This window comes from Halotalea alkalilenta, assembly GCF_001648175.1.
GTDB lineage: Bacteria > Pseudomonadota > Gammaproteobacteria > Pseudomonadales > Halomonadaceae > Halotalea > Halotalea alkalilenta_A.
The window spans coordinates 1,386,806-1,413,386 of record NZ_CP015243.1; the positions used below are offsets into that span (position 1 = coordinate 1,386,806).

The following is a 26,581-nucleotide window of genomic DNA, read 5'->3' on the forward strand; positions in this document are numbered from 1 at the left end:
TTTCGTTTTTATCTTCAGGCACAACTGGGGGTTTGTTTGGTTAAGTTAAGAATAAGAAATCTTGTTGGAGCATTGGATGAGAATATATTTCGATTGAGTCGATCTATCGATTGGGCTAGCCTCGGCTACCGCGCCCAAGCGTCAGAAGATTTCTTCCATCACGCCATTCGTCGCCGGTTGAGGCGACCGCTGCAGAGGATTCACCGATGACCCGCCGCACCCCACTTGCCCAAGCCCTTCGCGTTGCGCTGTTTTCCGGTGGTGTCATGCTGCTCGGCTTCGCCACGGTGAGCTCGCCGATCGCCGCGGCACAGACCGCGTCGACAGCGTCAGCCGCAGCGCTGCGGGTGAGCGCCCAGGCCCAGCTCGAAGGCGGTATCTATGAGCTTGCCTATGATCCAGCTGGCGATGCGCTCTACGTAGCGGTGGGTGGTGGCCGTGGGGACAGCGGCGATGGCCGGATTTTCGTCCTCGATGCAGATAACCTCGCGCTCGAGCGCACCATCACCACGCCGAACTACAATCACGGCCTCGCGCTCAACCATGCAAGCCGGGTGCTCTATGCCAGCAACGCGCGGGCAGGCACCCTCACTTCAGTCAAATTGGGCGCCGGGGACGAGACCGCCACCCTGCAGCTGAGCGATGTCGAAGCCGCGCGCGCCAGGGAAGAGCGCCCGGTGCAACCGCGCAAGGTGGTGGTCGATGAGCGCAATGACCTGGTCTATGTCTCCGGCGTTGGCTTCAACGACGAGGGCAACAGCATGATCTGGAAGGTCGACGGTGGCGCCTTCACGCTGCTCGACACCTTCGACGGCCTTGGCAAGGGTGTGGCTGGGCTCGCCCTATCGCCGGACGGCGAACGGCTCTACGCCACGGCGATGGGTGACGGCCAGGTGCTGGTGATCGATAGCCAAAACGGCGAGGTGATCGATCGCTTCGCCAGCGGTGGAGAGCGGCCGATCAACGTGGCATACGACCCGGACGGTAATCGCCTGTTCGTCACCAACATGGGCTCCGGCACGGTCAGCGTGCTGAATGCGACCGACGGTGAACTGCTGCACACCATAGAAGCCGGCGAGATGGCGCTCGACGTGCGTGTCGATACCGAACGCCAGCGGCTCTACGTGACCAATCGGCAGGGCGGTACCGTCGAGGTGTTCGATACCCAGGATTACGCGCGGGTGAGCGAACTGGAAGCGCCGCCGATGCCCAATAGCCTCGAGATCGACGCCGCCAGCGACCGGGTGTTCGTCTCCAGCCGGACCTACAACAATCGCGAGACCGGGGAAACCCGCCAGGGAGACATCGTCTACACCCTGTCGCCCTGATCGGGGCGCTAGCACCCGGCCGAGGCCGGGTGTGGTGAGCTGATCTTTCTCGTTGCCACCGATCGCCGGCCCTCATGGGCCGGCGTTTGCGTTTCTGCGCGGCACGCTTGCCGCCGGCAAAGCTTTTTCACAGTTGAATACTGCTTTGCCTGGCCCGTCGTTAATGCTCATCGCAGGTTGTTCGCTTGAGAGCTGCCTTATCTTCTCATTCTCATTTGAGCTCGCTTCGCATCGGCGATGCATCGTCGATTATTCCTACAAGTCGCCTGAAGGCGATGGCCAATCCAAGGGAACCGTATGTCCGATCAACCATTCCAGCGCCTCGTCGCGCTCAGCAGTCTCGCGCCGCTATCCGCCCTGTTGGCTCACGCCGCTCCCGCGATGGCGCAAACCGATCCCTCTTCCCATACGCTCGACACCATGGTGGTCACCGCCTCCGGCTTCGAGCAGAGCCTGCGCAGCGCGCCTGCCTCGATCAGCGTGGTCGACGCCGAGGAGCTCGAGCGCAAGAGCTTCAGCAACATCGCCGAGGCGCTCGCCGATGTACCCGGCGTCGACGTGCGCAGCGGCACCGGCAAGACCGGCGGTCTCAACATCAGCATTCGCGGCATGCCCTCCCAGTACACCCTGATTCTGATCGACGGCAGGCGGCAGAACACCTCCGGCGACATCACGCCGAACGGCTTCGGCGAGACCTCCACCAGCTTCATGCCACCGCTCTCCGCGATCGAGCGAATCGAAGTCATTCGCGGGCCGATGTCGACGCTCTATGGGTCGGATGCCATGGGCGGGGTGATCAACATCATCACCAAACCGGTCGGCGACAGCTGGAGCGGCTCGGCGTCGGTGGCCCACACCTGGCAACAGCACAGCGATGCCGGCGATGACTCGACCGTCAACTTCTTCACTACCGGGCCGCTGGTGCGCGACCGGCTGGGCGTGCAGCTGCGTGGACGAGTGTTCGATCGCGATGCCTCCGAGCGGCTGGTGCCGCAGAATCCCAACGCCAACCCGACCCGTGATCCCCGGCCGGGAGAGGCGCTGAACTACTCCATCGGTGGCCGCTTCAGCTTCACGCCCAATGAGCGCGACGAGCTGTGGCTCGACCTGGATCGCTCGCGGCAGCGCTACGACAATGCGGATAGCCGGCTTGGCGTGCTCGATCGCAGCCTGCCGCCCAACTACACCAACATCAACGGCTACGAGGACACGCTGCGCTTCAACCGCGACCAGATATCCTTCGGTCACACCGGGCGATACCGGCTGGGTACCCTCGAGTCCAGCATCATGCGCACCGAGACGGAAACCCTCGGCCGTACCCTTCCCCGGGGCAGTGCGCCTGAGTATGGCTATGAGGCCGAGGGTGGCGAACGGAGAACGCTTGAAAACCGCGATCTCGTCTTCGACACCAAGTTCGTCATGCCGCTGGGTTCGCACATGGTCACGGTCGGCGGCCAGTACACCGATGGCAAGCTGACCGATGGCGCGGCGGGAAGCGAGTCGTTCGAACAGGACACCTGGGCACTGTTCACCGAGGATGAATGGTGGCTGAGGGATGACCTGGCACTGACGCTGGGCGGACGCTACGAGCATCACGACGCCTTCGGAGGCCACTTCAGCCCGCGTGGTTACCTGGTATGGGAGGCGACCGACAGCTGGACCTTCAAGGGTGGGGTAGGACGTGGCTACAAGACGCCTACGCTCAACCAATTGCACGACGGCATCACCGGCTTCGGCGGGCAGGGCGCCACGGTCACGCTCGGTTCGCCCGATCTCGAACCGGAGAAGAGCACCAACTACGAGCTGGCCGCGCTGTACGACAATAACGCCGGCTTCTCCGCTGGCGCGACGATCTTCTACAACCGATTCACCGACCGTATCGCCAGCGGCGAGGGGATTCCCAACTGTCTGAATCCCGCCGGCAACGTGCCGGGCTGCATCACTGTCGGCAACTTCTCCCAGCAGACCGAATTCAGCCAGCTGATCAACATCGACGAGGCCGAGACCCGGGGTCTCGAGCTGACCGCGGCCTATCGATTCAACCCTGCCTGGGAGCTCAGCGGCGGCTACACCTGGACCGATACCGAGATCAAGTCGGGTGCGGAGCAGGGGCTTGTGTTGAGCAACGCACCGAAGCACAAGCTCAACGCTACGCTGCTGTGGGACGCCACCGATCGGTTGAGCACTTGGATCGAAGGGGAGTACTACTCTTCCCGCGAGCGCTTCGCCGGCGGTGCCCCGACCTCGGGGCAGAACCTCGCCCTCTATGAACAGGCGGGCAACAAGATCAAGGGCTACACGCTGTTCAACCTTGGCGCCTCCTACCGGCTGTCCGAAAACGTCCGGCTCAACGGGATGATCTACAACCTGTTCGACAAGGACTTCGGCCGTTATGACACCTACACCTGGAACGGTGTCGAGTATCCCGCTTTCCACTACACCCAGACTGCCCAGTCCACCACTGGCGTCTATCATGAAGGCCGTCGATTCTGGCTCTCCGCCAACTACCAGTTCTGATTCGACGGAGTTTCGCGTCCACGTCCGCCCTGTCAAGGGCGGCGTGCGCGAGGCGGGGAGATTTGGCCGCGCGGGCAATCTGTGCTGAACTTGAAAGACGAATCGTCGTCCTACATTAGGCGACGTAAGGTCTATCAAAGGAGCAATCGATGCCTAGCATTCCCAGTATCACCTTGAGCGATGGCCATTCGATTCCGCAGTTCGGTCTCGGGGTCTGGAAGACCCCGGCCGACCAGACCGCCAAGACCGTGGCCACTGCATTCGAGCTTGGCTATCGCCATATCGACACCGCAGCGGCCTACGGTAACGAGGAGGGGGTCGGCCAGGCGATCGCAAACGCTGGCATTCCCCGCGAGGAGCTGTTCATCACCACCAAGCTGTGGAACGAGAAGCAGGGCTTCGACTCCACGCTCGCCGCCTTCGATGAGAGCACGGGCAAGCTCGGTCTCGACTATCTTGATCTCTACCTGATCCACTGGCCTTGCCCTGCCAACGACCGCTTCGTCGACACCTGGAAGGCATTCATTCGCCTGCGCGACGAGGGGCGGATTCGCTCGATCGGGGTGTCCAATTTCCGTCCCGAGGACATCGAGCGGCTCAACGCCGAGACCGGCGTCGCGCCGGTGATCAACCAGATCGAAGTGCATCCGCTGCTGCAGCAGAACCAGCTGCGCGAATTCAACCGCAGTCACAACATCGTCACCGAGGCCTGGAGTCCGCTGGCGCAGGGCGGGGAGCTGCTGCAGAACGAAAAGATCGCGGTGATCGCGGCCCGCCATGGCAAGAGCGCGGCTCAGGTGATCCTGCGCTGGCACCTGGAGCTCGGCTCGGTGATCTTCCCGAAATCGGTGACGCCGGCGCGGATCAAGGAGAACGCCGATATCTTCGACTTCTCGCTCGACGCCGACGAGATGAAGGCGATCGCCACGCTCGATCGCGGTGAGCGCATGGGCGCTGATCCGGCGACGCTCAACTGACCATCACCGCGTAGTGCGATTGCGACCAACCAGCGCGCCCTTCGAGGGCGCGCTTATGCATTGTCAGTGCGTCGAGGGTACGCCGGTGGGGTCGTCTTCGATCAGCCGTTTGCCCAGTGTCACCGTCTCCACCTCGGCGTAGCCGAGATGGCGGTACAGCTCGATGACCTGCGCATTTTCCCGACGCACCATCAAGTGCAGCTTGGGACATCCGCGCTCGAGCAGCAGCCGTTCGCCCTCCTCGATCAGCGCGCGGGCATGGCCGCGTCCGCGCAGCGAAGGCTCCACCGCCAAGTAGTAGAGCCAGCCCCGGTGGCCGTCGTAGCCGAACATCGCGCTCGCGACCGGGCGTCCTTCGCATTCAGTGATCAAAAAAAGCGCCGGGTCCTCGTCGAGTTTGCGCTGGATGTCGAGGTAGGGGTCATTCCACGGTCGAGTCAGCCCGGCGCTTCGCCAGAGCGCGACCACCGCTTCGGTATCATGGGTTTCGAAGGGGCGGATGGCGAAGCGAGATGGCATTTCTGACTCCTTGGCGAAAAAGGGGGTTGCCAGTGGTTGCTGCTGCGAGAAGGATAGCGCCGTTCATGAGCGGGATGCGCGTACCGAGGAGAGCGAGATGGTCGAGCGGAGAACAACCAACACGCCGCGTCTGCGGATTCGGCTGAGCCTGAGCGACGAGCTGACCCTCGGCTCGGGCAAGATGGACCTGCTCGAAGCGATAGAGCGCCATGGTTCGATCTCCGCCGCGAGCCGATCGATGGGGCTCAGCTACAAGAAGGCATGGCAGCTGGTCGAGACCATGAATCGCTGTCTGGTCGAGCCGGTGGTGGTCACCTCGAGCGGTGGTCACCAGCGCGGCGGTGCTCGATTGACGCCCTTCGGCGTAGCGCTGCTGGCCCGGCTGCGCGCGCTCTCCCTGCACCTCGATGAGGCCGCCCGCGATGAGCTCGACGCGCTCGGCAAGCTTTTGAAGCCCGCGGCGACGTGAGCATTCCTTTCGAATCCTGCTTAGTGACCTTAAGCCCGTTCGTCCCGAGCGGCGCCGTACGCGCTAAGGTCGAGCACCGGCTCGGCAATGAGGGGCGCCAGTCGAGGGATCAGAGGGTGGCGCCGAGGCTGTGGTTCGACTCGGCTCGTTCCTCGCCGGCTATCCGAGCATCCTGAGCGAGCGAAGCGAGCCGAAGGACACGAACGGTGTGGAGAAGTCGGGTCTTGGCGTTAGCCCCTGACCGTTCGTCCCGAGCGGCGCCCATACGCGCCAAGATCGAGCACCGGCTCGGCAATGAGGGGCGCCAGTCGAGGGATCGGGCGGTGGCGGTAAGGCCGTGGTTCGACGGCCCTCGTTCCTCGAGCGCTCACTTTGAGCGGCTCCATCGACATTCGAGCAACCTGAGCGAGGCGAGTCGAAGGGGGCTCGGGGCGGGTCGAGCGTGGGTTTCTACGGGAATCTCCAATGGATTTGGCCGGCGTCGGGAGCGCGGTTATAGTGGGTCGATCTCCGCTATGTATCTATGGATATAGCGGCGCCTCTTCCATCCGTACGGACAACTGCCAATGTCTTCGCCGTTTCGCTCCCTGGGCCTTGCCCTGACTCTCTGCTGCGCTTCGCTTGCGACCAGCTCCCTGGCGTATGCGGATCAGGTCCGGGTTTTCGCCGCAGCCTCGCTCTCCGATGCGCTCGACGCTGCCGTCGAGCGCTATCAGCAGCAGCATCCCGATGTCGAAGTCCAGACCGTCTACGCCTCCTCGTCGACCGCGGCGCGCCAGATCGTGGGTGGTGCCGCGGCTGACCTGTTCATCTCCGCCGACCAGCAGTGGATGGACTGGCTCGGTGAGCAGGGCGAGACGCTGGGTGAGCGCGGCGACCTGCTCGCCAACCGGCTGGCGCTGATCGCGCCGCGGGACTCGACCCTCGAAGACTTCATCCCCGACGCTGAACACAGGCTGCTGCCGCTGCTCGGCGACGATGAACGCCTCGCGGTGGGGGACCCGGACCACGTGCCGGCGGGCATCTACGCCCGCCAGGCCTTCGAGCATCTCGGCGAGTGGCAGGAGCTCGAACCTCGCCTGGCTCGCGCCGACAACGTGCGCGGTGCGCTGGCGCTGGTCGAGCAGGGCGAGGTGCCTCTCGGCGTGGTCTACTCAACCGATGCCAAGGCGAGCGAAGGGGTGCGCCTGATCGGGCTGTTTCCCACCGATAGCCATCCGCCGATCACCTATCCGATAGCGCTGGTCGGTGACACCCCCAGCGCTGCGGCGCAGGCGCTGCGTGCCTGGCTTGCCAGCGCCGATGGCCTGGCGGTATTCGAGCAGTACGGGTTCTCAGCGGCCGTAGCCGAGTAGCGCGATTCCGATGCTCAGTGAGTTCGAATGGGAGACGATCCGTCTCAGCCTGCTGATCGCGGTCACCGCGGTGTCGCTGATCCTCGTGCCCGGCATCGCACTCGCCTGGCTGCTGGCTCGCCGTGACTTTCCCGGCAAGGCGCTGGTCGATGGCTTGGTGCATCTGCCGCTGGTGCTGCCGCCGGTGGTGGTCGGCTACCTGCTGCTGATCTCGCTAGGGCGCCAGGCGCCGCTTGGACAATGGCTCTACGAGCTGTTCGGCCTGCGCCTGCCGTTCACCTGGCAAGGCGCGGCGGTGGCCGGTGCGGTGATGGCATTCCCGCTGCTGGTGCGGGCGGTGCGCCTGTCGCTCGAGGCGGTCGACCCAGGGCTCGAGGCCGCGGCGCGAACCTTGGGCGCTGGGCGACTGCGCACGTTGCTCACCATCACCTTGCCGCTCGCGATACCGGGGCTGCTCACTGGCACGGTGCTCGCCTTCGCCCGCGCACTGTCGGAATTCGGCGCGACGATCACCTTCGCCTCTAACATCCCTGGCGAAACCCGGACCCTGCCGCTGGCGCTCTATACCCTGATCCAGTCGCCCGGGCGCGAGGACGCAGCGGCCCGGCTGTGCGTGATCGCGATCGTCATCGCGATGTGTTCGTTGATCATCTCCGAGGCGCTGGCGCGTCGCGCGCGCAGGCGGCTGGAGGGGCGGGACAAATGAGCGAGCATCGTGCCGGGCCAGTGCTCGATCTGCACTGCGCCAAGCGTCTCGGCGACTTCGATCTCGAGCTCAGCTCGATCTTGCCGGGGCAGGGCGTGAGCGCGCTGTTCGGCCCCTCGGGCAGCGGCAAGACCAGTTTGCTGCGCTTGATCAGCGGGCTCGACCGGCCCGATCGTGGCCATGTCCGGCTCGGTGGCGAGCCGCTGGTCGACGTCGCTGGTCGCCGCTGGGTGGCGGTGCATCGCCGCCGCATCGGCGTGGTGTTCCAGGAGCCCCGGCTGTTTCCCCATTATCGCGTGCGCGGCAACCTCTGTTATGGGCTGCGCTCGGATACGCCCTCGCGCTTCGATGACGTCGTTACGCTGCTCGGCCTCGATACGCTGCTCGAACGCTGGCCGGCGACGCTCTCCGGCGGCGAGGCGCGGCGGGTGGCGATAGGCCGGGCGCTGCTCAGCGCCCCACGGCTGCTGCTGCTCGACGAGCCGCTGAGCGGACTCGACGGTTCGCGCAAGGGCGAACTGATCGATTATCTCCAGCGCCTCGCCGCCGAGCTGGCGCTGCCGATGGTGCTGGTCAGCCATGATCCGGAGGAGGTGATCGCGCTCGCCGACCATCTGCTTTTGCTCGAGCGCGGTCGCGTGGTCGACGAGGGGGCGCTGCCGGCGGTGCTCGGCCGGCTCGATCTCGAAGCGCGCCTCGACGGTTTCGACGGTGCCTCGCTGCTCGAGGCCACGGTGGTCGAGGAAGCACGAGGCACGCGTCTTGGCCGGTTGGCGTTCGATGACGGGCAAGCGCTCGCCGCGCTCGGTGTCGATGCGCCGGTCGGCACCAAGATGAGGCTACGGTTCGCCGCCGACGCGGTGGAGCTCTCGCCGCCAGGCGCCCCGGGTACGCTCGCTGCGCGATTCGTAGCCCAGGTGCCCAGCCGGCGTGACCCAGGGCTGGTCGAGATAGTGGTCGAACTCGCGGGCCAGCGGTTGAGGGCGAGGGTGGCGAGAGAGGCGTTCGAGCGGCTCGCCCCGGCTCCGGGCGCGATGCTCAGGCTGATTCCTGGACGTCCCCAGGCAAGTCGGCAACGCTGAGTTGGTGCTTAGGATTGCGTAACGCCGCGCTTGACGGCAGGATGCGCGCGATAGGGTGTGCCAGTGAGCGCTCCACCCTGGCTTCGTTTCGCGGCCCTCTTTCCTCGCTGCCTTCGTCCTTTGCTACCCCTGGGAGTCGTCATGTTCGGTATGCCCTATCAAGGTATCGCGACTTTTCTCAAGACGCCGTTGGACGCCGCGCGTCCGGTCGGTTTCCTCGGCTTGCCCTACGACTGCTCGGTCACCTTCCGGCCCGGCTGCCGGCTCGGCCCCAGCGGGGTCCGTCAGGCCAGCCTGATGCTCACCGATGGCGCCCATCCGCGTTTCGAGACCGACCCCTGTGCGCTGGTCAGCGATCTTGGCGATGTGGCGATCACCCACGTCGGCCAGGAGGACGCGCTCGGCCAGATCGAGGAGGCGGTCTCGCGTGCGCTCGAGGCGGTGCCCGGCCGGCGGCTGATCTTCGCCGGCGGCGACCATCTCACCACCCTCGGCGTGCTGCGGGCCCACGCCAAGCGCCAGGGCGGCCCGCTGGCGCTGCTCCACTTCGATGCTCACTGCGATACCTGGAAGGATCACTTCGGCGACGAGATCGGCCATGGCACCTTCTTGCGCAATGCGATCGAGGAGGGTGTGGTCGACCCGTCCAAGACCCTGAGCCTCGGCCTGCGCTCGCCGGTCGATCCGGAGACCCGCGACTGGCTGGCCGGTCAGGGAGGCTATTGGTGCGACTCCCGCGCGCTGATGGCGCTCGACGGTGACGGGCTGCGGGCGCTGGTCCGCGAGCGGATCGGCGATGCGCCGATCTACGTCACTTTCGACATCGATGTGCTCGATCCCGCCCATGCGCCCGGCACCGGTACGCCGGAGATTGGCGGCATCACCACGATGAAGGCGCTCGAGCTGATCGAGTCGCTGCGAGAGTTCGAGCTGCTCGGCATGGACGTGGTCGAGGTATCGCCGCCGTACGATCACGCCGGGATCACCTCGCTGGCCGCGGCCAACCTGCTGTGGACCTTCGTCGCCATGCTGCGTGGATGAACCAGTAAAACCGACGGGCGCTATCTGTTCATCGATGGCGCCTGGCGCGATCATTATCGTTACGCCATGCTCGCCGATGAATGGTGAGCGTGGCGCCCTCCTTCTGCCCCTTGAGGCCGCCCTGTGCGGTCGCGTGAGTCTCGATGATCGTTCGTCGCAATCCTGGTTTCCTCAGGCTTTTTCTCGTCGTGCGTGGCTCGATCCTGCCCAAGATCCTGCCCAAGGTGCTGATCATCACCCTGCTCGCGCTGCTGGTCGCCGAGCTGCACAAGTATTTCCCCGACCTGTTCCCGGACTACACCACCGCGCCTTTCACCCTGCTGGGTATCTCGCTTTCGCTGTTTCTCGGCTTTCGCAACAATGCGAGCTACGACCGCTGGTGGGAGGGCCGCAGGCAGTGGGGTCAGATGCTGATCGACAGCCGCAACCTGAGCCGCCAGTTGGCGACCCTGCTCGACTTCGAGGTGCCGGAAGGTCGCCAGCGGCTCAGGCGCATCGCCCATCTCAATGCCGCCTTCGTCCATGCGGCGCGAAATCGCATGCGTGGGATCGATCCCTGGCACCTGCTCGATGACCATTTGAGCGCCGCCGATCGCACGATGCTCGCTGGCCGCGGCAACCTGCCCGCCGGGATTTTGCACTTGATCGGCCAAGAGTTGGGCGGCTGCTTTCGACGCGGTGAGATATCCGATATCGCGCTGCGCGATCTCAACACCAGCGTCAACTCGCTGTCGCTCGCTTACGGCAGCTGCGAGCGAATCCTCAACACCCCGCTTCCCTTCGCCTACATGCTGCTGCTCCACCGCACCGCCTACCTTTACTGCTTGCTGCTGCCCTGGGGGCTGGTGGCCGCGCTGGGGCTCGCCACGCCAGTGATTTCGGCGATCATCGCCTACACTTTCTTCGGTTTCGACGCGCTCTCCGAGGAGCTGGCCTCGCCTTTCGGCACCGAGGCCAACGACCTGCCGTTGAACGCGATGGCGCGCAATATCGAGATCGAACTGCTGGAGGCGGTGGGAGAGCCGCTGCCACCGAGGCTCACTCCCAAGAATCACGTGCTACTTTGATTCACCTGTCCGGCGCCGCCGGGGATGCCGAGAGGTGAAAATTGTCCATCGCGTCGTTGTTGTCCCGGTTCGCCGGCCAGATGCTCGGGCGTGTCGCGTCCCGGCGAAGCCCGGTGTGGGCGCTCGAACGCGATGGTCGTACGCTGCTGCTCGCCGGCACCATGCATCTGGTGCGCGGTGCCGACCTGCCGCTGCCGAGGCGCTACGAACGCGCCTTCGCTTCGGCCCGCTGCGTAGCCTTCGAGACCGATCTGGAGGCTTTCGGCGAGCCCTCCTTCGCCCGTAGCCTGAGCGCCCGGCTGGCCTATCCGCAGGGGGATCATCTCGAGCACCACCTCGATGGCGAGACGCTGGCCGCGCTGCGTGGGCACCTGGAGGACAAAGGGCTCGACTTCGACGCGATGCGCGGCTTCCGGCCCAGCTACGTCGCGCTGTCGCTCGGTATGGCGGCGTTGCGCAGCCAGGGCTTCGATACTCCGCTCGATCTGCTCTTCCATCGTCGCGCCCGTGCGCAAGGCAAGCGGCTGGTCGCGCTCGAGGCGGTCGACCGGCAGGTCGAGACGCTGCTGGAAATGGACCGGGTGGCCCCGGATGCGGTGATTCGCCAGGCGATCGAAGAGGATGTCCAGGCGGCTGCGCTCGCCAGCGCTTCGGTACGCGCAATGCGCCAAGGCGATCTCGCCGCGCTGGAAGCGATCGAGCGCCCGCTGCGAGATCGCTATCCGCTGCTGCACCAGGCGCTTTTGGTGGCGCGCAATCGCGAGTGGCTGCCCAGGCTCGAGGGGTTGCTCGAGCATCCGGGGCCTAGGCTTGCGATGGTCGGCGCGCTGCATCTCGTCGGTCCCGAGGGCTTGCTCGCCCTGCTCGCCGATCGGGGCTTCGAGGTGCGCCCCTATCGAGGAGCGGCGCGCGACCATCGTTGAGACGGCCTGAACGGGCTCGGTCGGTGGGGAAGAAGGGTTGGGACGAAAACGACGAAAGCCCCAAGCAAGGGGGCTTTCGTCGGGCGCTTTCTGCGAAGACGTGCGAAGGGAAGGCCGCCCGCCATCGGCATCTCGAGCCTGACCCTGCGCGGTGGTGGGGAGGGGGCTCGCAGGGCTGGATTGATCATAACATGGGTTAAATTTCAATCCAGCTTCGCAGTAAGTCTAAAGATCGCGGGACATCAGTACAGCAGCCGGGCACGAAACCGGCGCCCCTTGATCCGCCCCTCCTGGATCTGGACCAGCGCGCGTTTCGCCATCTTGCTCTCGACCGCGACGTAGCTTGCGAACTCTCCCACCGCGATCTTGCCGATCTGGGCCTGGTCCAGCGCGCCATCGCGGGTCAGCGCGCCGACGATGTCGCCAGGGCGCAGTTTGTGCTTGCGCCCGCCGTCGATGTCGAGGGTCACCATCGGCGCGTAGGCCGGCCGTCCCTCGGCCCGCAGCGCTTCACCTGGTCCTCGGTCGATCTCTCCATGGCGCGCTTCGATCGCCTCGATCCGGCGCGCTTCACGCGCAGTGTAGAGCGACAGCGCCAGACCGCTGGCACCGGCGCGGCCGGTGCGACCGATACGGTGGAGGTGGATGTCGGGGTCGAGCGCGGGGTCTACGTTGATCACCGCGTCGAGGTCCTTGATATCGAGCCCGCGAGAGGCGACGTCGGTGGCGATCAGGATCAGCACGCTGCGATTGCTGAAGCGGGCGAGTACCTGGTCGCGGTTGCGCTGGTCGAGATCGCCATGCAGCGAGGCTGCGCTGAATCCAGCGCTGCGCAAGCGCTGCTCGAGCTCATCGCAATCGCGCTTGGTATTGCAGAACACGATGGTCGAGGCGGCATTGGCCGGATCGTCCCGGTAGAGATAATGGTGCAGCAGCGCGGCCACCGCGCTCGGCTTGTCGTCGACTTCGAACTTGTACTGGGTGATCGTCTCGAGCCGCTGCTCCGGCGCGATGGTGATTCTTCGCGGTTCGCGTTGGATATCGGCGCTCAGCGCCTCGATCTGTTCGGGAAAAGTGGCCGAGAACAGCAGCGTCTGCCGATGCTCGGGAGTGGCTGCGATCACTCGCGAGAGCTGTTCGCGAAAGCCCATCTCGAGCATCCGGTCGGCTTCGTCGAGCACCAGCGCGCGCAGCCGGTCGAGTTTTAGCGCGCCCTTGCGCAGCAGGTCGTCGATCCGCCCGGGGGTGCCGACGACGATCTGCGCGCCGTATTCGAGCGAGCCGATCTGAGGGCCGACCGGTACGCCGCCGCAGAGGGCCAGGATCTTGACGTTGGGGATCGCTCGGGCGATGCGGCGCAGCGCGCTCGCGACCTGCTCGGCGAGCTCGCGGGTCGGGCAGAGCACCAGCGACTGGGTGTCGGCCAGGGTGGGGTTGAGACGTTCGAGCAGACCGATACCGAAAGCTGCGGTCTTGCCGCCGCCGGTCTGGGCCTGAACGATCAGATCGAAGCCCTCGAGCAGCGGCGGCAGGGCGGCCGATTGCACCGGCGTCGGCGTGGTGTAGCCGAGCGAGGCGAGGTTGTCGCGCATCGCGACGGAAAGAGCAAGCTGGTCGAAGCGATCCAGGGTCATGGCGCGGTCCAGGTGGGCGAATGGCGGGCCGGCGATGGCGACCAGCGAGGCTGGTCCATATGGTAACTTACAACTTTAGCCCAGCGTGAGCCGGCCGTCCCCGGGCGACTCCCCTCCAATGACAATATTCACAGAGGCTCCAATGATCGATCTGCGTAGTGACACCGTGACCCGCCCTACGGCCGCGATGCGTGCCGCCATCAGCGACGCGCCGGTCGGCGACGACGTCTATGGCGACGACCCCAGCGTCAATCGCCTGCAAGCGATGATCTGCGAGCGCACCGGCAAGCAGGCGGCGGCGTTCTTTCCCTCGGGGACCCAGAGCAACCTGGCCGCGATCATGGCCCACTGCGCGCGAGGCGATGAGTATCTGGTTGGCCAACTGGCCCATACCTACAAGTTCGAGGGCGGCGGCGCTGCGGTGCTCGGCAGCATCCAGCCGCAGCCGATCGAGCATGCCGAGGATGGCAGCCTGCCGCTGGCTAAACTCGAGGAGGCGATCAAACCAGTCAATTTCCATTTCGCCCGTACCCGGCTGCTGGCGCTGGAGAATACCTTCGGCGGCCAGGTGATCGACCAGGACTACATCGTCGAGGCCTGCTCGCTGGCGCGTCGCTATGGGCTCGCGACCCATCTCGACGGTGCACGGATCAGTAATGCCGCGGTCGCCAGCGGTCTCGACCTCGCCACCCTTTGCGAGCCGTTCGATACCGTGTCGATCTGCCTGTCCAAGGGCCTCGGTGCGCCGCAGGGTTCGCTGCTGGTCGGTTCGCACGAGTTGGTCGAAGCATCGGTGCGTTGGCGCAAGATGCTCGGCGGCGGCATGCGCCAGTCGGGGATGATGGCCGCGGCCGGGCTCTACGCCCTGGAGCATCAGTTCGATCGGCTCGCCGATGATCATCGCAACGCCGAGCGCCTCGCCGCCGGGCTGGCCGAGGTCGGGGGTGTCAAGGTGCTGCGCCAGGCCACCAACATGGTCTTCCTAGAGGTACCCGAGGCGCACTGGCAGGGGCTCGGCGAATGGCTGCGCGAGCGCGACATCATCGTTTCGGTCGGCAGCCGCACGCGCTTGGTGACCCATCTGGAGATCGGCGAGAAGGAGATCGACCAGGTGATCGCGGCCTTCACCACCTACTTCGGGCGCTGAATCCGCCCGTCATCTTAGTTCTGTCGAGGAGAGGGCATGAGCACCATCACCTGCATCGAGGACCTGCGTCGGCTGGCCAAGCGCCGGGTGCCGAAAATGTTCTACGACTACGCCGACTCCGGCGCCTGGACCGAGAGCACCTACCGCGCCAACCAGACAGCGTTCGAGGAGATCAAGTTTCGCCAGCGCGTGATGGTCGACATGGACGACCGCAGGCTGACAAGCGAGATGCTCGGCCAGCAGGTATCGATGCCGGTGGCGCTGGCCCCGACCGGACTGACCGGGATGCAGCATGCCGACGGCGAGATTCTCGCCGCCCGTGCGGCGGAGAAGGCCGGCGTCCCCTTTACCCTGTCGACGATGAGCATCTGTTCGATCGAGGACGTGGCCGAAGCGGTATCCAAGCCGTTCTGGTTCCAGCTCTACGTCATGCGCGACCGCGACTTCGTCATCGACCTGATCGATCGCGCCAAGGCGGCGGGCTGCTCGGCGCTGATGCTCACCGCCGACCTGCAGATCCTCGGCCAGCGCCACAAGGACCTGAAAAATGGGCTGACCGTGCCGCCGAATCTCACCCCGGCGACGCTGCTCGATCTCGCGACCAAGTGGCGCTGGTGCTTCGCCATGGCACGGACCAAGCGGCGCACCTTCGGCAACATCGCCGGCCACGTCAAGGACGCGACCGATCTGAGCTCGCTGTCGAAGTGGACCGCCTCGCAGTTCGATCCCTCGCTTTCGTGGGACGACGTCAAGTGGATCAAGGCGCGCTGGAACGGGCCGCTGATCATCAAGGGGGTGATGGAGCCCGAGGACGCCGAGCGTGCGGTGGACGCAGGTGCCGATGCGGTGATCGTCTCCAACCACGGCGGGCGCCAGCTCGACGGTGCCTGCGCCTCGATCGAAGCACTGCCCGACGTGCTCCAGGCGGTCGGTTCACGCACCGAGGTCTACGTCGACGGCGGCGTGCGCTCCGGGCAGGACGTACTGCGCGCGGTCGCGCTCGGCGCTCGCGGGGTGTTCATCGGCCGCCCCTTCCTCTATGGGCTCGGCGCGCTGGGCGAGGAGGGTGTTTCGCGCTGTCTCGAGATCATTCGCAACGAGCTCGACATCAGTCTGGCGCTCTGCGGCCTGCGCGACATTGCGGACGCCGATCTGCGTATCCTCAAGCCCGGCAGCTATCCGCTGCCTGCCGAGAAGCTCGACGACAAGGTGAGCGTATGAGCTTGGAGATACGCCCCGCCGTCGATACGGACTTCGACGCGATCTGGTCTTTTTTCCAACCGATCGCCGCCGCCGGCGAGACCTATGCGCTCGACCCCGGGATCGATCGGGCGAACGCGCGCCGCTACTGGATGGAAGCATCGAAACGCACCCTGGTCGCAGTGGAGCGAGACGCCGACGGCCGCGAGACCGTGCTCGGCAGCTACTACATCAAGGCCAATGCCCAGGGGCCTGGCGATCACGTCTGCAACTGCGGCTACATGGTCGCCCTCGAGGCGCGTGGGCGCGGCGTCGCCGGGCAAATGTGCGAGCACTCCCTGGCGCTGGGCCGCGAGCTCGGTTTCCGCGCGATGCAGTTCAACTGCGTGGTCTCGACCAATCAAGGCGCAGTGCGGCTATGGCAGCGCCACGGCTTCGAGATCGTCGGACGCCTGCCCGGCGCCTTTCGCCATCCGCGCGAAGGCCTGGTCGACGCCTACGTGATGTATCGCGCGCTGTGAGATGTTCGATCCACGCTGGCCCGAGCCATATCTCGAGCGGCCAGTAGCGTCTGATGCTCGACACGATTCGCCCCGGGCTATGGGGATTCGAACCGCACGTCTTCGCCGTCGGCGCCGAGCTGGCGGATATCGATCGGTCGTCCTTCGGCGTCCAGGCGCACCAGCCCGATGCCCGCTTTGTTGACCAGCCGTTCGCCGGTCGAGCGGTGGTCGGGCAGGCGTGGGCGAACTTCGAAGCGGCGGCGTTGGGTGAACAGGTTGAGCGGTGACCAGGGGGCGTACAGCCAGCGGTTGAGCCGGTCGAAGGTATCGAGCAGGCGGTCGGGGAATTCGTTCTTGATCCCGCTGCTGGTGATTTGCCACACCGAGGGTGCGGCGTCGCGCCCGCGCAGGTTGATGTCGTAGACGAACGAGTAGTGCACGTCGCCCGAGAGCACGACGAAGTTCTTCGGCGTGCCCCGGTGATAGAAGATGTTGAGGATCACATTGGCGCAGCCGGGGTGGGCCATCCAGTTCTCGGCGTCGACCAGCAGCGGCTTGCCGATCCAGGTGAACGCCTGTTGGATCGTCTCGATCAGCTTGACCCCGAAGATCGGCGCCGGCGAGACCATCACCACCGCGTCATTGCCGAGCAGCGCCTGCTGGGTCTCGGTCAGTGCTTCCCAGTCCATCAGTCCCGAAGGGTGGTCGGGATTGCGCTCGCTCTTCCAGCGCTGGGTGCGGGTATCGAGCACCAGTAGCTTAGGCTCCCCCTTCACTTCGTACTGCCATCGATCGAAATGCAGCAGCCGCTCGATCAGCGCGTCCTGGGTCGCTTCGTCGAAACGATCGGTGTGGGTGAAGGCGTCGAGCAGCTCATCGTCGAACGATTCCGGCGCGTTGCCCCAGCCCTGGAACAGCAGATAGGCGAGCAGGGCGTTGCCGATGATCCGCTTCGAGAATGGATGCTCGTAGGTGAGCTTTTCCCATGCGCCGGTGAGGTTCCAGTCGTCGGAGACGTCGTGGTCGTCGAAGATCATGTAGTTCGGCAGGTGCGCCAGCACCCGGCGCACGCCGGTGAGTTCATGGACGAACCGCGCCAATACAGGTTCGTCCTTGCGATACTTGGCGAGATCCTCCTGCGCAAGCGTTGGCGGCGTCGGGTCGATCAGTCGCCACGGCACCGGCGACCAGACCAGCAGGTACATGGCGATCATCTCGGCCAGCGAGATCAAGTGGTTGCTTGCGTTGTCCGAGGTGAACACTGGCTTGCGGGTACCGCCGAAGAAGCGCTGGCGCAGGTTGTGCCCTTCGCGGGAGTGGGGCAGCAGTCGCTCGCGGTGATAGTAGCTGCAGCGGTGGCAGGCGACATCGCCATTCGGCATCAGCTCGCGGCTGTCATCGATCGTCGCACCTTCGAAGCGCTCGTGGTCGAGGCCGAGTCGGCTGATCAGCGCATGGATCGCCGCCAGGGTGACGCCCGAGACGTCGTCGACGTAGACCTGGTCGCCGCTGTGGATCAGCGCGGCGGGCCATTGGGCGTGATCGTCGCGGCGTTCGGCCAGCCAGCGGTCGGCGCGGGCGAGGCCGTCGGCGGCGGGGTGGTGGGGCTTGCGACACGAGCCATGCAGCAGGGTATCGAACCGCAGGCTGCGTTTGACCCTGGGGCGGCGCTCGCCTTCGTAGAGTAGCTCCGCGCCCCAGCCAGCGATCCGACCCGGATCTTCGCCGCCAAGGATGTTCAGGTCGTAGGCGAACAGGCTCGACTCCTCGGCGAGGGCCTCGGGCAGCGCCACCTCGATCAGCTGCAGGTAGAGATGTTCGCCCAGACGCAGTTCACTGCGCTCTCCGGCGTCGAGAGGGTAGTCGGTGAGCAGGGCATCAGCGTCGGTATAGAGCTCGAGATGCAGTTCCAGCGAGCGGCTAGTAGCCAGCCACAGCGCTATGTGCGTATCGGTGAGACGGCGCAGGATAGGGCCTGCGAGCACGTCCGGCAGAGTGACGGGAGTGCTCGCGGCACGGTCTTCGGGCACGGTGTAGCGGCTCCATCGAAGTAAGGGCGAGGATGGTCGCGTCCACCTTAGGTCACGTGGGGCGCTTTCCAACCAGAATCATCGACATTCTAGAGGCTGGCGGCTTAAGGAAGCGTTGCGAGGGGCCGCGAGGGAATGATTGATACCGTTATCTTGGGTTTCGACGGGGGTAAGGGGCGCAGGTCAGTGGGTGCTAACGGGCTGGTTGAAGGTGGGGCATGACCACTGCGGAGAGTGCCTGGGCGATGCGTTGGCGGCTGCGGCGATGCCGGCGGCGAGTGATGCGGCCGGCATCGCGGGTCGAGCCTGAAATCAGAGTTCCGCGGGTGTGGGTTCGGCCGGGGAGAGATGTTCCTTTGCATCCACCCTCAGCGCGACGCCGCGTCCGCGAGGGTCGGAAACCGCGATTGGGCTGCCGCTTTCGACCTGGATCGCCTGTAGATCGCCCATTCGCCAGCCCTGGGGCTCGACCCGGTAGCCACGTCGCTCGAGCTCGGCGACGGTGTCCGCCTCGAGCGGTGCGGCGGGGTCGGTATAGATCAGGTCCTTGGGCAGCAGCTGGTGGTGGAACCGCGGCGCGGCGAGCGCCTGATCGAGTGGCAGGTCATAGTCGTAGATGTTGTTCATCGCCTGGAAGATCGAGGTGAAGATCCGCGAGCCTCCGGGAGTGCCGATCACCAGTTCGACCTGGCCATCGCGGGTGACGATGGTCGGGGTCATCGAAGAGAGCATCCGCTTGCCGGGAGCGATGGCGTTGGCGTCTCCGCCGACCACGCCGAAGGCGTTGGGTACGCCCGCGCGAGCGCTGAAGTCATCCATCTCGTTGTTGAGCAGGAAGCCGGCGCCGGTGACCACCACGCCGCTGCCGAAGCTGAAGTTGAGCGTGTAGGTATTCGAGGCCGCGTTGCCGAAGCGATCGACGATCGAGTAATGGGTGGTCTGGAAGTGCTCGAGACCGGGCTGCACTTCCTCGGTGGGTGAAATCGTCCCCGGCCTCACTTCCCCCGCGCGGCGGTCGAGGTAGTCACGGTCGATCAGCTGCGCGGTGGGCACGGCGGAGAAATCCGGGTCACCCAGATAGTCGGCTCGGTCAGCGAACACGCGCTTTTCGATCTCGCTGATCAAGTGGACGTACTGCGCGGAGTTGAGTGCGACCCCCTGGAACAGGCCGCTCAGGCGGTCTTTCATGGTCAGCAGCTGGGCGAGGCCGATGCCGCCCGAGCTCGGCGGGGTCGGGGCGTAGACGGTGGCGCCGCGCCATTCAAGTTCGATCGGCTCGCGCCAGTGGGCGCGATAATCGGCAAGATCGTCGAGGCCGATGTTGCCACCGCCACGGGCCATCTCGGCGACGATCAGCTGGGCGGTCTCGCCACGGTAGAAGTCGTCCGCGCCCTGTGCCGCGATCCGCTCGAGCGTCGCGGCCAGTTCCGGCTGGCGGAAGGGGCCCTCTTCGTCGAGGCCCGAAAAGTAGTCATGGAAGTTGGTCCGGCCGCGAAACTTCTCGGTCTCGTCCTCGCTGTACTGGTTGGCGCGCTCCGCCGGCTCGATACCATCGCGAGCGAACGCGATGGCAGGCTGCACCAGCTCGGCCCAGGGCAGGCTGCCGAAGCGCTGGTGCGCTTCCCACATGCCCATCACCGTTCCTGGCACCCCAGAGGCGTGGTAGCCGATCAGGCTCTTGTTCTCGATCACCTCGCCGTCCTGGTCCAGGTACATGTCGCGGCTGGCGGAGGAGGGCGCGATCTCGCGGTAGTCGAGGAAGTAGGGCTCGCCTTCGAAGTAGACGGTCATGAAGCCACCGCCGCCGATGTTACCGGCCTCGGGATAGCTCACCGCGAGGGTGAAAGCGGTCGCGATCGCGGCGTCCACCGCATTGCCACCGGCACGCAGCACCGCGGCGGCGGTTTGGGCGCCATAGCGGTCCGGCGCGGCCACTGCGCCTGCATCCAGCGTGGTCGCCGCCTGGACGGAGATCGCAGCACCGAGACCGGGTAGCGCAATCAGCGTGCAGGTCACGAGCGCTAGCATCCGACCGGCGGCTGGACGAGACGGAAATGATCGAGTCATGCTGCGATTCCCTGTGTTATGGCTTGGTTGTCGATGATCTCATTGAGCTTTGCGTCTGAACCGTCGAGCGTACGACACCGTGCGAAACGTTGAACGGTTGGGGGATTCGATGTGGAAAAGGGAAAAATTCATTCCTTCTGGGCCGAACTATTTGTTACAAACGGTTTCATAGTTTCTGGGCAACGATGGCGCCCCTCGATTACTTCCATCGCCGCGGAGCACGACGTGGATGAATTCACCGCTTCATAACATCGATAGCGAGCTCGATGCCGTTCTGGATTCCCTGCCTCCCCAGGCCGACAGCCATTCGCAGCGCGGCCCCCGGCGCATCGTATTGATGCGTCACGGTGAGCCGGAGGCTCGTTTTGACCAGCGGATTCCCGCCGCTGAACTGCGCCAATGGGTGGCGCGCTACCATCGCGCAGGGCTCAAGAGCCACAGCCACTGCAGCGATGCCCAGGCCGTCGCCGACGACTGCGTCGCGGTGGTCTGCAGCGACCTGCCGCGCGCCATGGAGTCGGTGCAGCGGCTCAAGCGCTGCGATGCGCTGGTGCTTTCCGATCCCGCCCTGCGCGAGATCGAGTTTCCCCATGGGCCCGGGCGCTGGCCGACACCCGCGCTGCCTCCCGCCGCCTGGCTCGCGCTGTTCCGGGTGCTGTGGCTGTTCGGCTATCGCGGCAACGCCGAGTCGCTCGGCGAGGCACGGCGTCGTGCCCGGCATGGGGCGAACACGCTGGCGCAGCTCAGCGAGCGTCACGATTCGGTGCTGTTCGTCGGTCATGCGATGTTCAACGTCCTGGTCGCCCGCTCGCTGCTCAAGCAAGGATGGCGTGGTCCTCGCCGCCCGGGTAGTCGCCATTGGCGGTATGCGATCTACGAGCGCTGAGCGTGCCCTCGCTCAGCTGCGGTGGTGGCTGCGGTGGCTGCGCGGCACCACCCAGTGCCCCGGGCGGTAGTGCCCGTCGAGCGCGCCCAGGGCATGTTCGAGGGTCAGGGCGGCGATCTGGTCGTAGCGCTGGCGCAGCGACTCGACGCGCTGGGGCAGGAAATCGAGCAGCCGGTCGTCGCCGAAGGTGGCGAGGCGCAGTGCGCTCAGGCGGGGATCGAAGAGACTGCCATAGCGCGTGGTGAGCGCTTCCAACGCGCCTTCGAGCAGGGTATAGGAGGCGGTGATCAGGGCGTCCGGCAGCCCGTCGCGTTCGAGCAGTTCGGTTATCGCCGCGCTGCCGCTGGCGCAGTCGTAATGGGTGGCTGAAATCCGCACTACGCTGGCATCGAGACTCTCCATCGCGGTGTCGAAGCCGCGGCGCCTGGCGCGGCTGATCGAAATTTGCGCCACTGCGTCGAGCCACACCACCTTGCCTACCGATTCATCCACCGTTCTCAGAGTCAGCGTGCGGGCGCCTTCGCAGTCGTCGCCGACCACGCAGGCGAAGCGCTCGGGATCGAGCGGGCGGTCCACGCCGATCACCGGCATCCCCTCCGCCATCAGCTCGGCGTAGAAGCCGTCGTCCTCGCTCAGGCAGGAGGCGGTGATCAGTGCGTCGCAGCGACGCGCCCGCAGGCTCAGCGCCAGCTCGCGTTCGGTATCCGGCTCGTCGTTGGTGCCGCCGATCAGGAGCTGGTAGCCGGCCCGGCGTGCGCCAAGCTCCAGCTGCTTGGCGAGTCTTGCATAGCTTGCATTGGCGAGATCGGGCACCACGAATCCGAGGGTACGGGTCACTCCACGGCGCAGCGCGGCTGCCTGGATATCGATGCGATAGCCATGGGCATCGACCACGGCCATGACCTTCTCCACCGTCGCCTCGCTGATCCGATGGGTCTTGGCCTTGCCATTGATCACATAGCTTGCGGTGGTGCGCGATACGCCGGCCAGGCGTGCGATCTCGATCAGGGTGAGCGGTTTCATCGAGCGGTTTCCGATCGTGGAGTGGACGGTGGCGACCATGGGAGGACGCGGATACGACCAATGTCGGCCTCCGCGCTAGTTGCTAAACATGCGCTGAGGCCTGAGCATTGAACTTCAAGATGAACCGATTCAGCTATTCATCGTTCGGCGCATGGACCTGTCGCTTTCCCCATGGTCTCTTCGCTGCCCGTGATCCCGCGGGCTCTCCCATTGGACGGACATATGCTCACTCTTTCCTCCAACGCAGTGAAACTCGCGCGCGTAGCCCCCGACTGGCGCGACGCACTCCGCCAGGCCGGCACCGCGCTGGCCGATGACGGGCTGGTCGAGTCCGGCTATGCCGATGCGTTGTTCGACCGTGAAGCCCAGGGCTCGACCTATCTTGGCGCCGGCATCGCGATTCCCCATGGTACCCCACAGAGCCGCGAGCATGTACGCGAGACCGGGGTCCGGGTGCTGCAGTTTCCCGCCGGTGTCGAATGGCACGATGGCGAGCGGGTGTTCCTGCTGATCGCGATCGCCGCTCGTTCCGATGAGCATCTCGAGATTCTGCGCGCGCTGACCCACGTGCTGGATCGTGACGGCATCGGCGAGCGGCTCGCCGCTGCCGCCGACGCCGACGAACTGGTCGAGCTGCTCGGTGGCGAGCAGTCCGAGGCGCGCCTCGATTCTTCCACCATCGTCACCGGTGTGCCGGCCGCCTCCAGGCTCGAACTCGCCGCTGCGGCCGCGGGCAGGCTCTATGCCGCGGGCTGCGTCAGCGCGGAGTTCATCACCGCGGCACTCGTCGAGCCGCCGGTTTCATTGGGCCAGAAGCTCTGGCTGATCCGCGGCAAGCGGGGCGTGCTCACGCCGGCGCTGGGTTTTGCCAGCGCGGCTGCCGCGGTCGAGGATTGCATCGGGGTGTTCTGCCTCGCCGAGCGCGAGCGTGAGCACGTACCGCTGATGGAGCGTTTGATCACGCTGCTCGAAGAGGGCAATGGCGAGGCGCTGGCGCGCGTCGGTGCCGAACAGATCCTGGCTCGTCTTGCTGGGCAGAGCAGCGCCGCCGAAATCGGCAAGGTGCGGGTGCGCAACGACCATGGCCTGCATGCGCGTCCGGCCAAGCAGTTGGTCCAGGTCGCTCGCCAGCAGCCGGTACCGGTATCGGTGCGGCTCTCCGACGGCGGTGCGCCGGCGGTGCCGGCGAGCAGCCTCACCAAGGTGATCAACCTCGGAGCGCGGCGTGGGCAGATGCTGATCTTCTCCGCCGAGGGCGAGGGCGCGAAGGCGGCGGTCGAAGCGATGGTCGAGGCGGTGCGCGGCGGGCTTGGCGAGGTGGTCGCGCCGTTGGCCGACACCACCGAGGCGCGGCCGTCGCGCAATCACACCCACGCGAGGCGGGCGGTGCCGCCGCCCGAGACCGACGTGCCGCATGCCGCGGTGAGTGCCTCACCCGGCTTGGCGGTGGCCGAGGCCTTCGTGGTCCGGCCGCCTGAGTTTCGTTATCCGGAGCGCTTCGATGATCAGAGCAGCGCCGAGGGTGAGCAGCAGCGACTGCGCGGGGCGATCACCACCTCCGGCGAGCAGCTGCGCGAGCTGATCCTGCGCGCGCCGGACGGCGGCGAGGTCAGCGAGATCCTGTCGATGCACGAGGAGATTCTCTTCGACGAAGAGCTCGAGCGCGCCGCGGTTGAGTCGATCACCGAGGGTGCCAGCGCCGAGGCGGGCTGGTGGAAGGCGATCGATGCATCGGCCCGCGCCCAGGAGCAGCTCGCCGATCGGCTGCTCGCCGAGCGCGCGATGGACCTGCGCGATGTCGGCCGGCGGGTGCTGGCCTCGCTCTGCGGGGTCAGCCTGCCGCCGGCGCCCGACGACCCCTACGTGTTGGTGATGGACGATGCCGGGCCTTCCGACGTCGCCCGGCTCGATACCTCCAGGGTCAAGGGGCTGCTCACCGCCAAGGGCGGGGCGACCTCGCACAGTGCGATCCTGGCCCGAGCATTGGGAATTCCCGCGGTGGTCGGCGCCGGCGAGCAGGTGCTGGCGATTCCCCAGGGTAGCGAGCTGATCGTCGATGGTGACCGTGGGCGATGGGTGGTGGGGCCCTGCGCTGAGCGTCGTACCCGCACCCTGCTTGCGCTCAAGGAGCAGGAGCTGCGCCGTCGCAAGGCCTTCGACGTGCGCTTCGAGCCCGCGCTTACCCGCGATGGGCATCGCGTCGAGGTCGCCGCCAACCTGGGCAGCACCGCCCACGCCCATGACGCGGTCGAGCATGGCGCGGAGGCGGTCGGCCTGCTGCGCACCGAGTTCGTCTTCATGGCCCACTCCGAGGCGCCCGATCTCGACACCCAGATCAGCGAGTACCGCCGCGCCTTCGATGCCCTCGGGCCCGAACGCGCGCTGGTCGCGCGGACCCTGGACGTCGGCGGCGACAAGCCGCTGTCATACTGGCCTCTACCCCACGAGGAAAACCCGTTTCTCGGCCTGCGCGGGATCCGCCTCGCGCTGACGCGCCCGGAGGTGCTCGAGACCCAGATTCGCGCGCTGCTGGTCGCCTCCCAGGGGCGGCCGCTGCGCATCATGCTGCCGATGGTCAAGGACGTGCTCGAATTCCGCGCTGCGCGCGCGATCGTCGATCGCGTGATTGCAGAGCTCGGTGACCCGATCCTCGATCTCCAGCTCGGGGTGATGGTCGAGGTGCCCTCGTGTGCACTGCTCGCTGAGACCCTGGCCGAGGAGGTCGATTTCTTCTCGATCGGCACCAATGACCTGACCCAGTACACCCTGGCGATCGATCGTGGCCATTCGCTGCTGTCGGCCCAGGCCGACGGACTCCACCCGGCGGTGCTGCGGCTGATCCGCACCACCGTCGCCGCCGCCCACGCGCGCGGACGTTGGGTCGGCGTATGCGGTGAACTCGCCGCCGACCCGCAGGCGGTGCCGGTGCTGGTCGGGCTCGGTGTCGATGAACTTTCGGTGTCGGTGCGCCAGGTGCCGATGGTCAAGGCGCGGGTGCGCGAGCTCGAACTCAGCGCCGCTCGCGCGCTGGCCGAGCAGGCGCTGGCGCTGGGCGATGCCGGCGCAGTGCGTGACCTGGTGGAGCGCAGCTGATGGCCGATGTGCTCTGCCTGACCCTGAACCCGGCGCTCGACCTGAGCATCGAGCTCGGCGAGCTTCGCCCCGGCGCGGTCAATCGCGCCGAACACAGCCGTCTGGACGCGGCCGGCAAGGGCCACAACGTCGCCCGGCTGCTGGCCGCGCTCGGCCATCGGGTCTGCGTCGGTGGGCTGCTCGGCGCTGACAACGATGCTCCCTTCGTCGCTGCCTTCAATGCCTGGGGCGTCGAGGACGCCTGCCTGCGTGTGCCTGGTTCGACCCGGGTCAACGTCAAGCTCAGCGAGCGCGATGGGCGGGTCAGCGACATCAATGGGCCCGGGATCGCAGTCGTTGATGCGCAGCTCGATGACTTCGAGATCCAGCTTTCGCATCGGCTGCATCGAATCGATGCCTGTGTGATCGCAGGCAGCCTGCCGCCCGGCTTCGCACTCAAGCGTTTCACCCGGCTGGTGGCGCTGGTGGTGGCCCATGGCGTGCCGGTGTGGCTCGACACCAGCGGCGCGGCTCTGGGTGCCGGCATAGAAGGGCGGCCGACGATGGTCAAGCCCAACGAGGATGAGCTGGCCGAGTGGCTGGGCGTTTCGCTGGACCCCGACGACAGCCCCGCGCTGGTCGATGCCTGCAAGCGGCTGCTCGACCGCGGTGTCGACGAGGCGGTGGTGTCGCTCGGCGCCAAGGGTGTGCTGTGGCGCTCTCGTGAGCAAGGGCTGCTCGCGGCCCACCCGCCGTCGGTCGAGGTGAAAAGCACGGTGTGTGCCGGCGATACCCTGCTCGGTGGGCTGCTCCATGCCCGGCTCGCTGGCTTCGACGCCGAGCGCTCGCTCGCCTTCGCCACCGCGCTTGCTGCCGAATGCGTGCGTCACGTCGGCGTCGGTGACCCATCTTGTGACGATTTTTCCGCGCTGGTTGCGGCTACACGGGTCGAGCGTCTCGACCCGGCGCCGTGCCCGGAGCGTACGACCACTGCTCGCGCGGCGCGCGACGGTGAGTCTTCGCAGAGGGAGTGAT

General features: G+C 66.1%; 21 protein-coding genes. 16 read left to right on the top strand and 5 right to left on the bottom strand.

Annotation, left to right across the window (positions count from 1 at the left end; genetic code table 11):
* The first annotated feature begins 206 nt into the window (after positions 1 to 206).
* From A5892_RS06105 to A5892_RS06115, 3 genes are all read left to right on the top strand, one after another.
* Positions 207 to 1,328 carry a YncE family protein gene (locus A5892_RS06105; RefSeq protein WP_064122047.1) on the top strand — a complete coding sequence of 374 codons (1,122 nt, stop codon included), beginning with the start codon at positions 207 to 209 and terminating at the stop codon, positions 1,326 to 1,328.
* Positions 1,329 to 1,625: 297 nt separating this feature from the next.
* The gene (locus tag A5892_RS06110) at positions 1,626 to 3,845 is read left to right on the top strand and encodes a TonB-dependent receptor domain-containing protein (RefSeq protein WP_064122048.1); all 2,220 of its coding nucleotides are present in this window, start codon (positions 1,626 to 1,628) and stop codon (positions 3,843 to 3,845) included.
* A gap of 149 nt (positions 3,846 to 3,994) precedes the next feature.
* Positions 3,995 to 4,822 (top strand): aldo/keto reductase, encoded by an 828-nt coding sequence (locus A5892_RS06115; protein WP_064122049.1) that lies wholly within the window; start codon positions 3,995 to 3,997, stop codon positions 4,820 to 4,822.
* 63 nt (positions 4,823 to 4,885) lie between these two features.
* On the opposite strand, the gene A5892_RS06120 is transcribed toward A5892_RS06115, so the two are convergent.
* Positions 4,886 to 5,341 carry a GNAT family acetyltransferase gene (locus A5892_RS06120; protein WP_064122050.1) on the bottom strand — a complete coding sequence of 152 codons (456 nt, stop codon included), beginning with the start codon at positions 5,339 to 5,341 and terminating at the stop codon, positions 4,886 to 4,888.
* Positions 5,342 to 5,438: 97 nt separating this feature from the next.
* Here A5892_RS06120 and A5892_RS06125 point away from each other — a divergent pair, with 97 nt between their 5' ends.
* From A5892_RS06125 to A5892_RS06155, 7 genes are all read left to right on the top strand, one after another.
* On the top strand, positions 5,439 to 5,810 hold the full coding sequence (locus tag A5892_RS06125) for a winged helix-turn-helix domain-containing protein (RefSeq protein ID WP_064122051.1): 372 nt from the start codon (positions 5,439 to 5,441) through the stop codon (positions 5,808 to 5,810).
* 566 nt (positions 5,811 to 6,376) lie between these two features.
* Complete coding sequence (modA, locus tag A5892_RS06130; protein WP_064122052.1) at positions 6,377 to 7,165, top strand: molybdate ABC transporter substrate-binding protein; 789 nt, start codon at positions 6,377 to 6,379, stop codon at positions 7,163 to 7,165.
* 10 nt (positions 7,166 to 7,175) lie between these two features.
* A complete protein-coding gene (modB, locus tag A5892_RS06135) occupies positions 7,176 to 7,871 on the top strand; it encodes a molybdate ABC transporter permease subunit (RefSeq protein WP_064122053.1) in 696 nt (231 codons plus the stop codon).
* Positions 7,868 to 8,953 carry a molybdenum ABC transporter ATP-binding protein gene (modC, locus tag A5892_RS06140; RefSeq protein WP_064122054.1) on the top strand — a complete coding sequence of 362 codons (1,086 nt, stop codon included), beginning with the start codon at positions 7,868 to 7,870 and terminating at the stop codon, positions 8,951 to 8,953. Before modB ends, modC begins: the two co-directional genes overlap by 4 nt.
* Positions 8,954 to 9,094: 141 nt before the next feature.
* The gene (speB, locus tag A5892_RS06145) at positions 9,095 to 9,994 is read left to right on the top strand and encodes an agmatinase (protein ID WP_064122055.1); all 900 of its coding nucleotides are present in this window, start codon (positions 9,095 to 9,097) and stop codon (positions 9,992 to 9,994) included.
* Positions 9,995 to 10,137: 143 nt separating this feature from the next.
* Entirely contained in the window at positions 10,138 to 11,061 is a 924-nt protein-coding gene (locus A5892_RS06150) for a bestrophin family protein (protein ID WP_064122056.1), read from the top strand.
* 41 nt (positions 11,062 to 11,102) lie between these two features.
* The gene (locus A5892_RS06155; RefSeq protein ID WP_150123498.1) at positions 11,103 to 11,984 is read left to right on the top strand and encodes a TraB/GumN family protein; all 882 of its coding nucleotides are present in this window, start codon (positions 11,103 to 11,105) and stop codon (positions 11,982 to 11,984) included.
* A gap of 242 nt (positions 11,985 to 12,226) precedes the next feature.
* Here A5892_RS06155 and dbpA read toward each other — a convergent pair whose 3' ends face one another.
* Positions 12,227 to 13,618, bottom strand: a complete 1,392-nt coding sequence (gene dbpA / locus A5892_RS06160; protein WP_064122058.1) for an ATP-dependent RNA helicase DbpA — start codon at positions 13,616 to 13,618, stop codon at positions 12,227 to 12,229.
* A 142-nt stretch (positions 13,619 to 13,760) separates the two neighbouring features.
* Between dbpA and ltaE the strand changes: the two genes are divergently transcribed.
* The 3 genes from ltaE to A5892_RS06175 are packed head-to-tail and all read left to right on the top strand — an operon-like array spanning position 13,761 to position 16,486.
* Positions 13,761 to 14,765 (top strand): low-specificity L-threonine aldolase, encoded by a 1,005-nt coding sequence (gene ltaE / locus A5892_RS06165; protein WP_064122059.1) that lies wholly within the window; start codon positions 13,761 to 13,763, stop codon positions 14,763 to 14,765.
* 36 nt (positions 14,766 to 14,801) lie between these two features.
* Entirely contained in the window at positions 14,802 to 15,986 is a 1,185-nt protein-coding gene (locus tag A5892_RS06170) for an alpha-hydroxy acid oxidase (protein ID WP_064122060.1), read from the top strand.
* Positions 15,983 to 16,486, top strand: a complete 504-nt coding sequence (locus tag A5892_RS06175) for a GNAT family N-acetyltransferase (RefSeq protein ID WP_150123499.1) — start codon at positions 15,983 to 15,985, stop codon at positions 16,484 to 16,486. Before A5892_RS06170 ends, A5892_RS06175 begins: the two co-directional genes overlap by 4 nt.
* A gap of 77 nt (positions 16,487 to 16,563) precedes the next feature.
* Here A5892_RS06175 and A5892_RS06180 read toward each other — a convergent pair whose 3' ends face one another.
* Together A5892_RS06180 and ggt are read right to left on the bottom strand one after the other, a co-directional pair.
* Positions 16,564 to 18,498, bottom strand: a complete 1,935-nt coding sequence (locus A5892_RS06180) for an alkaline phosphatase D family protein (RefSeq protein ID WP_223302804.1) — start codon at positions 18,496 to 18,498, stop codon at positions 16,564 to 16,566.
* Positions 18,499 to 18,810: 312 nt separating this feature from the next.
* Entirely contained in the window at positions 18,811 to 20,565 is a 1,755-nt protein-coding gene (ggt, locus tag A5892_RS06185; protein ID WP_223302805.1) for a gamma-glutamyltransferase, read from the bottom strand.
* 229 nt (positions 20,566 to 20,794) lie between these two features.
* Between ggt and A5892_RS06190 the strand changes: the two genes are divergently transcribed.
* Positions 20,795 to 21,451 (top strand): histidine phosphatase family protein, encoded by a 657-nt coding sequence (locus tag A5892_RS06190; RefSeq protein WP_082890296.1) that lies wholly within the window; start codon positions 20,795 to 20,797, stop codon positions 21,449 to 21,451.
* A 12-nt stretch (positions 21,452 to 21,463) separates the two neighbouring features.
* Here the strand turns inward: A5892_RS06190 and cra are convergent, their stop codons facing one another.
* Positions 21,464 to 22,474 (bottom strand): catabolite repressor/activator, encoded by a 1,011-nt coding sequence (gene cra / locus A5892_RS06195; protein WP_064124338.1) that lies wholly within the window; start codon positions 22,472 to 22,474, stop codon positions 21,464 to 21,466.
* Positions 22,475 to 22,696: 222 nt separating this feature from the next.
* Here cra and ptsP point away from each other — a divergent pair, with 222 nt between their 5' ends.
* Both ptsP and A5892_RS06205 read left to right on the top strand, forming a co-directional pair.
* Entirely contained in the window at positions 22,697 to 25,567 is a 2,871-nt protein-coding gene (gene ptsP, locus A5892_RS06200) for a phosphoenolpyruvate--protein phosphotransferase (RefSeq protein WP_064122062.1), read from the top strand.
* Complete coding sequence (locus tag A5892_RS06205) at positions 25,567 to 26,580, top strand: 1-phosphofructokinase family hexose kinase (RefSeq protein ID WP_064122063.1); 1,014 nt, start codon at positions 25,567 to 25,569, stop codon at positions 26,578 to 26,580. The genes ptsP and A5892_RS06205 overlap by 1 nt, the downstream gene beginning before the upstream one ends.
* Position 26,581: the final 1 nt, after the last annotated feature.

Excerpts from the sequence above, each read along its gene's own strand:
- dbpA (WP_064122058.1), bottom strand. The coding sequence starts at position 13,618 with ATGACCCTGGATCGCTTCGACCAGCTTGCTCTTTCCGTCGCGATGCGC.
- modA (WP_064122052.1), top strand. The coding sequence starts at position 6,377 with ATGTCTTCGCCGTTTCGCTCCCTGGGCCTTGCCCTGACTCTCTGCTGC.
- A5892_RS06175 (WP_150123499.1), top strand. The coding sequence starts at position 15,983 with ATGAGCTTGGAGATACGCCCCGCCGTCGATACGGACTTCGACGCGATC.
- ltaE (WP_064122059.1), top strand. The coding sequence starts at position 13,761 with ATGATCGATCTGCGTAGTGACACCGTGACCCGCCCTACGGCCGCGATG.
- A5892_RS06205 (WP_064122063.1), top strand. The coding sequence starts at position 25,567 with ATGGCCGATGTGCTCTGCCTGACCCTGAACCCGGCGCTCGACCTGAGC.
- A5892_RS06190 (WP_082890296.1), top strand. The coding sequence starts at position 20,795 with ATGAATTCACCGCTTCATAACATCGATAGCGAGCTCGATGCCGTTCTG.
- A5892_RS06115 (WP_064122049.1), top strand. The coding sequence starts at position 3,995 with ATGCCTAGCATTCCCAGTATCACCTTGAGCGATGGCCATTCGATTCCG.
- A5892_RS06105 (WP_064122047.1), top strand. The coding sequence starts at position 207 with ATGACCCGCCGCACCCCACTTGCCCAAGCCCTTCGCGTTGCGCTGTTT.
- A5892_RS06150 (WP_064122056.1), top strand. The coding sequence starts at position 10,138 with ATGATCGTTCGTCGCAATCCTGGTTTCCTCAGGCTTTTTCTCGTCGTG.
- ptsP (WP_064122062.1), top strand. The coding sequence starts at position 22,697 with ATGCTCACTCTTTCCTCCAACGCAGTGAAACTCGCGCGCGTAGCCCCC.
- A5892_RS06170 (WP_064122060.1), top strand. The coding sequence starts at position 14,802 with ATGAGCACCATCACCTGCATCGAGGACCTGCGTCGGCTGGCCAAGCGC.
- modC (WP_064122054.1), top strand. The coding sequence starts at position 7,868 with ATGAGCGAGCATCGTGCCGGGCCAGTGCTCGATCTGCACTGCGCCAAG.
- cra (WP_064124338.1), bottom strand. The coding sequence starts at position 22,474 with ATGAAACCGCTCACCCTGATCGAGATCGCACGCCTGGCCGGCGTATCG.
- speB (WP_064122055.1), top strand. The coding sequence starts at position 9,095 with ATGTTCGGTATGCCCTATCAAGGTATCGCGACTTTTCTCAAGACGCCG.
- modB (WP_064122053.1), top strand. The coding sequence starts at position 7,176 with ATGCTCAGTGAGTTCGAATGGGAGACGATCCGTCTCAGCCTGCTGATC.
- A5892_RS06120 (WP_064122050.1), bottom strand. The coding sequence starts at position 5,341 with ATGCCATCTCGCTTCGCCATCCGCCCCTTCGAAACCCATGATACCGAA.
- A5892_RS06110 (WP_064122048.1), top strand. The coding sequence starts at position 1,626 with ATGTCCGATCAACCATTCCAGCGCCTCGTCGCGCTCAGCAGTCTCGCG.
- ggt (WP_223302805.1), bottom strand. The coding sequence starts at position 20,565 with ATGACTCGATCATTTCCGTCTCGTCCAGCCGCCGGTCGGATGCTAGCG.
- A5892_RS06125 (WP_064122051.1), top strand. The coding sequence starts at position 5,439 with ATGGTCGAGCGGAGAACAACCAACACGCCGCGTCTGCGGATTCGGCTG.